The sequence below is a fragment of the Sorangium sp. So ce375 genome, assembly GCF_051473855.1.
In the GTDB taxonomy this organism is placed as follows: Bacteria; Myxococcota_A; Polyangia; order Polyangiales; family Polyangiaceae; genus Sorangium.
On sequence record NZ_CP150335.1, the window covers coordinates 2652553 to 2663546 of the forward strand.

Below are 10994 nucleotides of genomic sequence, written 5' to 3' on the forward strand. Positions count from 1 at the left end.
ATTTGCGGGTGCACAGGTCGACCATCGCTCTGTGCCGGTGAGGACAAGTGGACTCCAAGCAATTCATCAATGCCGGTATTCAGCTTGCGTCAGCGCTCGCAGAGCTCCACAAGAGAAACATCATTCACCAGAACGTCCGCCCTCAGAACATCGTCCGAGGCAGCGACGGCGGAGCGGTGAAGCTGCGCGAGCCGACGTCTGGCGCGCGCCCCAAGGGCCTTCGAGGCCGAAGCGACGATCTCAGCGTCTCTGCCGAGATGTTCCCGTATATGGCGCCCGAGCAGACGGGGCGCATGAACCGGCCTATCGACCACCGCGCGGACCTCTACTCCATCGGCGTCACCTTCTACGAGATGCTGTCCGGCGAGCTTCCGTTCGTCGCCATGGACGCCCTCGAGTGGGTTCATTGCCACGTCGCCAGGGCTCCGCGCCCCCTCACCGAGGTGGCGCCGGGCGTGCCGCCGGCGATCGCCGCCATCGTGATGAAGCTCCTCGCCAAGGAGGCGGATGATCGCTACCAGAGCGCGCTGGGGCTCGCGCTCGATCTCGAGCACTGCCTCGCCGAGCTCGACGCCAAGGCGACCGTCGAGCCCTTTCCCCTCGGGGCGAAGGATGTGTGGGACGAGCTGCGCTTCCCGGCGAAGCTGTATGGCCGAGAGGCGGATTGTGCGCGGCTCTTGGCGGCCTTCGAGCGCGTGGTCGCGGACGGCGTGGCCGAGCTCGCGCTCGTCTCCGGGTACTCGGGGATCGGGAAATCGTCGCTGGTCCACGAGGTTCATCGGCCTATCGTCCGCGAGCGGGGCTTCTTCCTCGAGGGCAAATTCGACCAGTACAAGCGGGACGTCCCCTATTTCACGATCAGCCAGGCGTTCCGGGAGCTGATGCGCCAGATCCTGAGCGCGAACGAGGCGCAGCTCGACGCGTGGAAGCGGCAGCTCCTCGATGCGCTCGGCGCGAACGCGAAGCTTGTCATCGATATCATCCCGCAGGTGGAGCTGCTCCTCGGCCAGCAGCCCGACGTCGCGCCGCTCCCGAGCACGGAGGCGCAGAACCGCTTTCACGCGGTGTTCCGCAGCTTCATCGGCGTCTTCGCCCAGCGCGAGCACCCGCTGGCGCTCTTCCTCGATGATCTTCAATGGGCGGACTTCGCGAGCCTCAAGCTCCTCGAGCACGTCATCACCCACCCGGAGACGCGGCACCTCCTTGTCATCGGGGCATACCGCGATAACGAGGTCAGCCCGTCCCATGCCCTCACGACGACGGTGGACGCGATCCGGAGCGCGAAGGCGCGCGTCACGGAGCTCTCGCTCGGGCCCCTGTCGCTCGCGAGCTTGACCGAGCTCGTCGCCGACACCTTCCGCTGCTCTCCCGCGCGCGCCGCGGAGCTCGCGGAGCTCCTGAACCGGAAGACCGCCGGCAATCCCTTCTTCGCGACCCAGTTCCTGGGCGAGCTCTACCGGGAGGGGCTCATCGGCTTCCGGGGCGCGAAGGTCGGGTGGAGCTGGGATCTCGACGCGATCAGCGCGAAGAACTACACGGACAACGTCGTCGAGCTCCTCGTGAGCAAGCTCCTGCGCCTGCCCGAGCAGACGCAGGCCTCGATGAAGCTCGCGGCGTGCATCGGCAACGAGCTCAGCGACGACGTCCTCGCGATGGTCTGCGGCAAGGCGCTGGAGGAGACGCGCGCCGACCTCGAGCCCGCCGTCAGCGAAGGGTTCCTGCTGAGCAGGCGGGACGGCTACAAGTTCCTGCACGACCGCGTTCAACAGGCCGCTTATACGCTCATCCCCGAGGAGACGCGCGGCGAGGTGCACCTCAAGATCGGGCGGCTGCTCGTCGAGAGGACAAAGAAGGAGGAGGAGCTCGCGGAGAAGATCTTCGACATCGCCAACCAGATAAACCTCGGCGCCTCGCTCATCGGCGACGTCGAGGAGAAGACCCGCTTCGCCGAGCTCAATTTGGCGGCGGGAAAGCGGGCCAAGGCGTCCTCGGCGTACCGCTCGGCGGTGAGCTACCTGTCCGCCGCGGCCGAGCTCCTCTCGGAGGAGAGCTGGGACACCCACTACGCGCTCACGCGCGAGGTCCACACGGAGCTCGCGGAGTGCTTGTTCCTGAGCGGCAGCCTGGACGACGCGGAGCGGGAGTGCGCAAACGTCGATCGTGCCCGGACCAAGCTCGACAAGGCGGCCTTCTATCGGCTTCGAATGCAGCTCTGCCTCGCGCGGGGCGAGAACGACAAGGGCATCGCCCTCTGCATCGAGTGCGTGGGGCTCTTCGGCATCGAGCTCCGCACGAAGCCTGAGAAGGAGGTGGTGCTCGCAGAGCTCCAGAAGGTGCGCGACCTCGTCAAGGGCCGCCGTATCGAGGAGCTGCTCGATCTGCCCGTGATGACGGATCCAGAGATGGCCTCCACGATGAGCACGCTGGCGTGGATCTACCCGTCGGCGTTCTACGTCGATCCGAGCTTCACGGATCTCGTGGTGGGCACGATGGTGAGGCTCAGCGTTCTCCACGGCAACGCTCCGGCGTCGACCATGGGGTACGCGTCGTTCGGGGCGGCGCTCTGCGCAAAGTTCGCCGCGTACCAGGAGGGCTACGAGTTCGGCAAGCTCGCGTGCGACCTCACGGAGAGGCACGGGTTCATCGCGTTCAAGCCGGAGGTCTTCCAGACGCACGCGTGTCTTATCTGCATCTGGACCCAGCACGTGCGTATGCAGGTCGAATACGCGCATATCGGCTTCGTGACGGGCCGCGAGCTCGGGAACTCGACGTACGCCTGCTTCAACCTCCTGCAATACGTCCTTGGAATGCTCGTCCGCGGAGACTCGCTGGAGTCCGTGCACGCCGCGGCCTTGAGCAGCGCCGATTTCATCATCAACGCGAAGATGACCTTCGCGGCCGACGTCATGACGAACATCCAGCGGTTGACGCTGGCCATGCGCGGGCTGACGGACCGCCTCGGGACGTTCAGCGGCGGCGATTTCGTCGAGGAAGATTACGAGAAGCACCTCGCCACCGAGAACATCCCGCTCATCCATTTCTTCTACCAGGTAAACAAGCTCCAGGCGCGGTTCATCGCGGGCGAGTACGAGGAGGCGGAGGCCGCGGGCGAGGCGGCGAAGGGGCTCCTCTGGACGGCCACCGCGGAGACCATCCTGGTCCACGAGTATTATTACTATGCGGCCCTCTGCGCGGCGGCCCTCTACAAACACGCCACGGCCGAGAAGCAGAAGGAGCTCCGCGACCGCCTCGCCGTGAGCGAGGCGAGGCTGCGTGTGTGGGCGGAGAGCTGCCCCGCGAACTTCCTCGGCACGCACGCCCTGGTCTCCGCAGAGATCGCGCGTATCGAGGGCAGAGACGGGGACGCCGCGAAGCTCTATGACAAGTCCATCCGCGCCTTCCGCGAGGGCGGCTTCGTGCAGAACGAAGGCGTGAGCTCCGAGCTCGCGGCGCGGTACTATATCGATCGAGAGTTCGATGTGCTCCCGTCCATGTACCTCGCGGGGGCCGAGGCCTGCTTCACGCGCTGGGGCGCCCAGGGCAAGGTGCTCCAGCTCGGCCGGCTGTACGCCCAGCATGTCGCGCCGAAGGCCACGCCGAGCACCCCACCGGCCCATAGCAGCGCGGACACGAGCTCGGAGCAGCTCGACACGCTCGCGGCGGTGAAGGTGTCCCAGGCGCTCTCGAGCGAGCTGGGGCCCGACAAGCTCCTTGAGACGCTCATGCGCATCGTCATCGAGCACGCGGCCGCGCAGAAGGCGTGCCTGTTCACACCCGAGGGAGAGGGCCTCGCGCTCGTGGCAGAGGCCCGCGTGGATCATCGAGAGACCACCGTCCGGGTGGTCGGGCGCGACGAGAGCGCGAGCGTCAGCGTGTCCGATTTCCCGGCGTCGGTGCTCAACTACGTGAAGCGCAGCCGGGAGAAGGTCACCCTGGACGACGCGGCGAAGGACGGCGCCTTCTCGTCCGATGAGTACATCGTCCGCGCGCGGCCGCGCTCGCTGCTCTGCATGCCGATCTTCCGGCGGGGCGCGCTGGCGGGCCTCCTCTACCTGGAGAACAGGCTCGCCGCGGGGGTGTTCACGCCTCGACGGCTCGTGTTGCTCGAGTTCATGGCGTCGGTGTCGATCGAGAACGCGACGCTCTACGCGGAGTTCGCCCAGGAGAACGCAGATCGAAAGCTGGCCCAGGCGACGCTGCGGCAAAGCGAGGATCGCCTCCGGAGGCTTGTCGAGACGGCGAGCGTCGTCCCCTGGGAGGCCGATCGCACGACCGCGCGGCTCACCTACGTCGGTCCGCAGGTCGTGAAGATGTTCGGGTACCCACAGGAGGCGTGGTATGACGCCGGCTTCCTGGGCAAGCACGTACATCCGGAGGATCGCGAGCGGGTCCTTCCTCGTTTCCTCCAGCGGGACGCGGTCCGCGCTGATGACGATTTCGAGTTCCGCTTGCGAGCGGCGGACGGGCGGGTCGTGTGGTTGCACAACGTCGTGAGCTCGACGGCGGGCGAGGACGGCAAGATTGCGCTCGGCGGATTCCTCTTCGACGTCACGGACCGCAAAGAGACCGAGGCGACGCTGGCGGAGAAGCTGGCCATCATCCAGGACCAGCAGGCCGCCATTCAGCAGCTTTCGACGCCCATCATCGAGGTGTGGGAGGGCGTGCTGACGATGCCTGTCTTCGGCTCGATCGACACGCACCGCGCCGAGCAGATGATGGATATCCTCCTCAATGCCGTCGTCCGCACGTCCTGCCGCTATGTCATCATCGATCTGACAGGCGTCGATAAGGTCGACACGAGCACGGCCGACCACATCATCAAGCTCATCCGCGCGGTCCAGCTCGTCGGATCGAAGGGCATCGTGGTGGGGATCCGGCCCGAGGTGGCGCGCACCGTCGTGTCCATCGGCGTCGACCTGTCGTCGTTCATGACGCTCGGGAACCTGCGCGAAGGGCTGCTCTTCTGCATGAGAGATCACGGGCACGCGGTCGGGCGGACCCCGCCCGCGTCCTCCGCTGGGCAGCGCCCGAATCGCGTGTGACCGCCAACGACGATGCGCTCGACGTGAGACCGTTGTAGTCGGTAAGCGCAACTCCGACGCGCACGCTTTCCCGCTGGATCGCGCAGGTGAGAGTGCGCTGACGCTCACGACGTACTTTCCCGACTGCCGATAGCGACGCCGCGGACGGACGGAGCGGTGCGCCTTGAAGGTGGGTCGCCCCCGCCTCGACACAGGATAAGTCCGTCCAGCGCTGCTCGCCTGTCCGTCACTCGCGGAACATCCGATGGGAGAGACGGTGGCTTTCGTCGCGGGCACCGGCGCGCGCCGTGGACAAGGCGCAGGAGCAAAGGCATCTTCGTCGATAACGGCTTGGTGCGTCTGCTGCGCCGCATGGGCCGCTGGGGAGGTATGGATGCACTCAGACCTGGACGCATTTCCTGAACCGCTCGCGGTGCTCGACGCGAGCCTCCGGTTGCGGGAGGCCAACCGCGCCTGGCGCAACGCGTTCGGAGAGGCGGCGCTGCTCGCGCCCGAGGCCGAGGAGGCAGCGCGCGTGGTGCTCGGCGGGGCGCGAAGCCGGATGGAGATGGAGATCGACGCCTCCGCGGGCAACGGCGCGAGGCCGCAGCGCTGGACGCTCCTGCGCGCCGCGAGATCCGAGGGGGAGCCGCTCGTCTTCATCCACGCTCGCGCGGCCGACGATGTCGCGCGGCGCCGCCGCGAGGAGGAGCTCGCCGAGGAGGTGGCGCTCCTGCGCGACTTCATCGACCTTGCGCCCAACCTCCTGTTCATCAAGGACCGGCGCAGCCGCTACGTCCTGGCGAACAACGCCCTGGCGAGCTGCTACGGGATGACCCCGGAGCAGGTCGTCCACGCGTCCCAGCACGAGCTCACCACGAGCGCGGACGAGGCCGCAGGCTTCGCCAGCGTCGACCGGCAGGTCATCGACACGAGGCAGCCTGTGGTCATCGAGGAGAAGGAGACGCGGCCGAACGGCGAAGTCCACTGGTACGAGACGGTCAAGAAGCCGATCGTCCGCAGGAGCGGTGAGGTGCAGGTCGCCTGCTTCTGCGTGGATGTCACCGAGCGTCAGCGGGCACAGGACGCGCTCCAGCGCTCGGCGCGCGAGCTCGAGTCCATGGCCGCCGCGGCCCGGCGCGAGGCGGACGAGAAATCGGCGCTCGCCGCGGAGCTCGACCGGAGGCTCGCCGTCATCCAGGCGCAGCACCGGCAGATCCTGGAGCTCTCCGCGCCCATCCTGGAGGTCGCCGACGGCATCGTCGGCGTGCCGCTCATCGGCGCCATGGATGAGGAGCGGACGGCCATGCTCACCGAGCGCCTGCTCAACGTCATCTCGATGCGGCAGGTGCGCAGCGTCGTGCTCGATCTCTCGGCGCTCGAGACGATCGACACGCGCACCGCCGACCGGCTGGTGGGCATCGTCCGCGCGATAGGCCTGCTCGGCGCGCGCGCCGCGATCACGGGGATCCAGCCAGCGGTCGCGCACACGATGACCTCGCTCGGCATCGATCTCTCGAGCATGGTCACGATGCGGACGCCGAAGGACGCGATCCGTCTCTTCGCGACGAACGTCTGAGCCCGAAGGCCCGGCGGGCGCGTCACATCGGCTCTTGAAGGTCCTTGTAGCTCGGCAGCGCGCCGAAGTTGAACCCGATGCCGAAGTTGTAGATCATCCCCGGCCCCTCGAGGCTCTTCATCATCGTGAGCTCCGGGTGGATCGCGAAGCTGTCGGAGGTCCGGAACTGGAACCCGAGGCTGCCGCGGAGGAGGAGGCCGTCTCCGGTCGCCGCGGCGTCATCGTCGTTCGCGATATCGCCCGAGGCGAGGGCGTAAGTGACTCCGGGGGTCACCACGATCGAGAACCAGTCCGCGGGGTTCACGCCGAGCATCAGCGGCGCGTTCAGATAGACGATGTGCACCGAGGCATCGTCGGACGACAGGAAGAAGTACTGCACCCCGGGGTCGACGGCGAGATCGAAGACGCCGCGGAGCGGGTTCACCTTGAGGTCGACGCCGAACGAGCTGAGGTTATGGACGTGGGCGCCGATGTCGAGGTTGTCCGTCAAGCCGGCCCGGAGCTGATACGAGGGCAGCGTCGGCAGGAACCCGCTGGTCGTCCTCGTCTTCGGCTCCATCTGGCCGGTGTCCGGGTTCTCCTGGAGCTCGGTGGTCTCGCCGATGTACCCGTAGCTTTCGAGCGACACCGAGTGCGCGATCTTGCCGGGCGCCACGGTCCGCGGGGTCCCGTAGGAGTTCGGGTTGGGGCAGCCCGAGAGCAGGGCGCCGAAGAGCAGGACGGCCGGAAGCGCAAGTAGACGAGCGGATGGTTTTCGCATAGCCGATCATCCTATCCATTCTGCAGCTCGGATGTCCAGGCGTGTCGCGGAGAGAGCAGCTTTACAACAGCAGGGCTTCACGTGAGTCTGGCGCGGGCGCGCGTCAGAGCTCGGCCGCTCGTTGCTTCTCGATGTCTCTCGATGCTTCTCGATACTTCTCGATGCTTCTCGATGCTGTCGGGGAGTGGCATCGTGCAGCGTGGGAGCAATGTTGTCTCACCGTGCGACGGCCGCGATAGGTCGATGCGCCACTCCCTCGTTGGGATCGGGCCATGGAGCGTATACGTCGACGGCCTCCGAATCCTTCCTTCGCTCGGCGTCGAGGCAGGGCTCGAGCTCGACTCGAGCGATCCGGAGCGGGAGCGGGCGTGGGGGCGCGCTCACCGCAGCGGAGGCATCCGCTGCAGGTGGGGCACGCCGGCGACGGAGCCGGCGAGCACGCGGGCGTGCCGCCGCACCTCGTCGGCGCCGAGCGGCCCGCCGTGGCCCAGGTGGAAGGTCTGTATCCCCTCGTCGGCCAGCCGCCCGAGCTCGACGCCGACGGCGCGCGGGTCGAGCTCGAAGGGGGGCCGGATCGCGTGGCCGAGCCGCGCGAGCCCGCCCAGCATCAGGCCGGAGGCGACCAGATCTCCAACCAGCGCTTCGCGCGACTCCTCGAGGACGACCGAGAGCGAGCCCTGGGTGTGGCCGGGCGTGGGGCGCACGCGACCCGCGACCCCGTAGGGAGCCAGGTCGAGCGTCTCGTCGCCGGACAGCACGATGTCAGGGGCGACGGGGGTGTAACGCTCGTGCGGGAGAGGGGTCCGGACGAACAATCGACCGAACCAACCGGTCGGGCAGAGTGTCATGGGGGCACGTCCATTGAGGTGCTCGATCTCGGCCTCATGGGCGATCACGCGCGCTCCGGAGCGCTCGCGCAGCTCGGCGGCGCTCCCGGCGTGGTCGACGTGGGCATGGGTGACCACGATCGCCTTCAGGTCGGACCAGCCACGGCCCGCGCGCGCCAGCGCCTCGCCCACCGAGGGCGCCGCGCCCGCCACGCCGGTATCGACGAGCACGCAACCCGCGGCGCCGACGAGCAGGTGGGCGTTGAGCATCCGAAAAGGTAGAATGGGCACGCGAATGATCTGGGCGGCAGACATGATGTTCCTCCGGGGCCGAACGTCTGGGCCCAACGTGGCGCGCCGGGGCGGCGTCCGCCTGGCCCGATTCGACGCGGCGGTTGGTCCACGATGGAACTGATCCACGTGGCGACACCTCCGGAGTCGGTGCTCGAGCGCGCGGTGCGGACCGGTCCGGGCGAGCTGCTCTGGCTCGGCAGAGAGCCCTTCGAGATCCGCTGCGAGCCCCGACGGGCGATGGGGCTGCTCAAGATCGTCGCCGTGGCCGAGGGCGAGGGGGTGATCGCGCAGGGGGGCCGCCGGGCGATCCTGCGCGAAGGGACGTTCGCCTGGTTTCAGTCGGACGCCCCCTTCGAGATGACGATGAGCCGGGGTCGGCGGCTGCTGCTGCGGTTGCCGCTGTCGGCGGTGCAGCAGCGGCACCCCGGGGTCGACCTCCGGACGGCCGTCACGCGCGGCGAAGAGCACGCGGGCGAGCGGGTGGTGGCGGGGCTCCTGCGCCAGATCCTGTGCGAGAGCTCGTCGCTGTCAGAGCGCGACTGCACAGCGGCTGTCGGCGTGGTGATCGAGGCGCTCGGAATGTGCGGCCGCGCGCCCGAGCTGCCGCAGGCAAGGGTCGAGCGGGCGCTGGCCGATATCGAGCTGCGCCTCGGCGACCCGGCGCTCCAGCCGACGGATATCGCGCAGGCGCAGGGGGTGAGCCGCCGTTACCTCGACGGCGTGATGGCAGAGCAGCTGGGCTGCTCGCTGGCCGCGCACATCCGGCGGCGCCGCCTCGAGCGGGCGGCGAGCGAGCTCGCGATCCGCCCGCTCGCGGCGGTGTCCGAGGTCGCCGCGCGCTGGGGCTTCCGCGACGCGAGCCACTTCACGCGCCTGTTCCGGGGCCACTTCGCCACGACGCCTGCGGCCTACCGGCGCGCGGCGATCGACGGCGCGCGCGCGCGAAGCGGGCGGATGGGCGACGCGGCGTCGCGGGCCCGGTGCTCGCCAGCCACGGAGTAGCCCGCCCTACGTGAGCTCGGGGCGCGCAGCGTGGGGGCCCGCCTCGTCGGCGGGCGCCGGCTGATTGCGCTCCAGCGCCTCGATGCGCCCGAGGAACGCGCGCCCCTTGACCGGATCCGTCATGTACACGAAGGCCGCGAGCCCCTTGAGCTGCGCGAGCGTCTCGCCCTTTCCAGGCCTCCCGAGCTCCCGGTTGCGGATCGCCGCGCGCAGCGCGCGCACCCGCTCGCGCGGGACGCGCGCCGCCGGGGCCGCATCACCCGCCTGGTTGACGACGAGGCCCGTCACCTTCTGCCGGCTGCCCTTGCGCATCACCACGGTCTTGCTCGGATGCAGCCGGAAGCCCTCCGAGCTCAGGATCTCCCGGAGCCCGCGGAGCAGGGCGCCCACCGGCGCGCGCGGCCCCGCGGCGCCGGCGGGCGCCGCGGGCACGCGGAAGGAGAACGTGAGATCGTCGGCATACCGCGTGTAGCGAAGCCCCAGCTTGCGCGCGAGGCCGGAGGCGCGCCGATCGAGCCGCAGGCAGATCGCGTTCGTGATCGCCGGGGAGGTGGGCGCGCCCTGCGGGAGCACGCGCGGGCCGGTGGCCACGTAGAGCGTCTGCCCGCGGAACTGCACGACGTCGCGCGGCGCCTCCGTCGAGAGGAGCGCCAGGAGCGTCGCCGGCCCCTCGGCGACGCCCGCCTTGCGGAGCAGGCCGCGCACCCGACGCCACGTGATCGTCGGGAAGAAGTCCTTGATATCCACCTTGACGATCGTGTCGGCGCCGGCGTGCGCGGCGGCGTTCGTGACGATGGATCGGCTCGAAAGGAAGCCGTGCGCGGCGGCGTGGACCGGCAGCTTCTCGAACAGGTTGCGGAGCGCCCAGCGCTGCGCGCGCTTCAGATCCCGCTTCGGCGACGAGATGGTGCGCGCGCTGCCGTCGCGCTTCGGGATGTGCCACCGCCGGTAATGGGTGCCCGTGTCGACCTCGCGGTGGTACGCGAGCCAGCGGAGCCGCGGGATCGACAGCCCGAGCGCGCTCGCGAGCTCGGCCGCGCCCGGCAGCTCGGGGAGGCCGTGCGCCCGAGCGCGCTCGCTCAGGCCAGGCGCATCGAGCCTGTCCGGCCCGACGCGGTCGCTCCAGTACACGCCCGCGCCAAGGTGGTTGACGTGCGTGGCGACGTAGGCTTCCCAGGCCAGGCGGCGCAGCGAGCGGCGCTCCCTGGCCTCGACCTTCTTGCGCTCCTTCCACTGCGCGCGCTCGCGGTCGGACATCGCCTTGGGATCGCCGGTCGCGAGGGCGCCCTTGGCCGTGAGCTCCGCGCTCACCCACGCGTCGATCCCGCCCGCCTCGTCGATCGCCTTCCAGCGGGCGACGCGCTCGTCGTGGGCGAGCCGGCGCGCTTCCACGCCGCCGCGCGCCGCCGCGCCGCCGGCTGCGGGCGGCGTCGTGATGGGGAGAACGACGGGGGCTCGGGCTTGAACGGTCGCGTCGATCTTCGCGGTCATGTCTCGGTGGGAGCGAGGTA

The 10994-nt window shown here is 69.2% G+C and carries 6 protein-coding genes; 3 read left to right on the top strand and 3 right to left on the bottom strand.

Annotation, left to right across the window (positions count from 1 at the left end; all coding sequences use genetic code 11):
- The first annotated feature begins 47 nt into the window (after window positions 1-47).
- Both WME90_RS10160 and WME90_RS10165 read left to right on the top strand, forming a co-directional pair.
- On the top strand, window positions 48-5042 hold the full coding sequence (locus tag WME90_RS10160) for an AAA family ATPase (protein WP_437280886.1): 4995 nt from the start codon (window positions 48-50) through the stop codon (window positions 5040-5042).
- 373 nt (window positions 5043-5415) lie between these two features.
- Window positions 5416-6600 (top strand): PAS domain-containing protein, encoded by a 1185-nt coding sequence (locus WME90_RS10165; protein ID WP_437280887.1) that lies wholly within the window; start codon window positions 5416-5418, stop codon window positions 6598-6600.
- A 22-nt stretch (window positions 6601-6622) separates the two neighbouring features.
- Here WME90_RS10165 and WME90_RS10170 read toward each other — a convergent pair whose 3' ends face one another.
- Complete coding sequence (locus tag WME90_RS10170; RefSeq protein WP_437280888.1) at window positions 6623-7360, bottom strand: hypothetical protein; 738 nt, start codon at window positions 7358-7360, stop codon at window positions 6623-6625.
- A 380-nt stretch (window positions 7361-7740) separates the two neighbouring features.
- Window positions 7741-8457 carry an MBL fold metallo-hydrolase gene (locus tag WME90_RS10175; protein WP_437280889.1) on the bottom strand — a complete coding sequence of 239 codons (717 nt, stop codon included), beginning with the start codon at window positions 8455-8457 and terminating at the stop codon, window positions 7741-7743.
- 135 nt (window positions 8458-8592) lie between these two features.
- Here WME90_RS10175 and WME90_RS10180 point away from each other — a divergent pair, with 135 nt between their 5' ends.
- Window positions 8593-9483, top strand: coding sequence for a helix-turn-helix transcriptional regulator (locus WME90_RS10180; RefSeq protein WP_437280890.1), 891 nt, complete (start codon window positions 8593-8595; stop codon window positions 9481-9483).
- Between the two features lie 6 nt (window positions 9484-9489).
- Here WME90_RS10180 and WME90_RS10185 read toward each other — a convergent pair whose 3' ends face one another.
- Window positions 9490-10974 carry a reverse transcriptase family protein gene (locus tag WME90_RS10185; RefSeq protein ID WP_437280891.1) on the bottom strand — a complete coding sequence of 495 codons (1485 nt, stop codon included), beginning with the start codon at window positions 10972-10974 and terminating at the stop codon, window positions 9490-9492.
- Window positions 10975-10994: the final 20 nt, after the last annotated feature.

What these genes read in the sequence shown, in the direction of transcription:
- WME90_RS10165 (WP_437280887.1), top strand. Translation starts at nt 5,416, where the DNA reads ATGCACTCAGACCTGGACGCATTTCCTGAACCGCTCGCGGTGCTCGAC.
- WME90_RS10170 (WP_437280888.1), bottom strand. Translation starts at nt 7,360, where the DNA reads ATGCGAAAACCATCCGCTCGTCTACTTGCGCTTCCGGCCGTCCTGCTC.
- WME90_RS10175 (WP_437280889.1), bottom strand. Translation starts at nt 8,457, where the DNA reads ATGCTCAACGCCCACCTGCTCGTCGGCGCCGCGGGTTGCGTGCTCGTC.
- WME90_RS10180 (WP_437280890.1), top strand. Translation starts at nt 8,593, where the DNA reads ATGGAACTGATCCACGTGGCGACACCTCCGGAGTCGGTGCTCGAGCGC.
- WME90_RS10185 (WP_437280891.1), bottom strand. Translation starts at nt 10,974, where the DNA reads ATGACCGCGAAGATCGACGCGACCGTTCAAGCCCGAGCCCCCGTCGTT.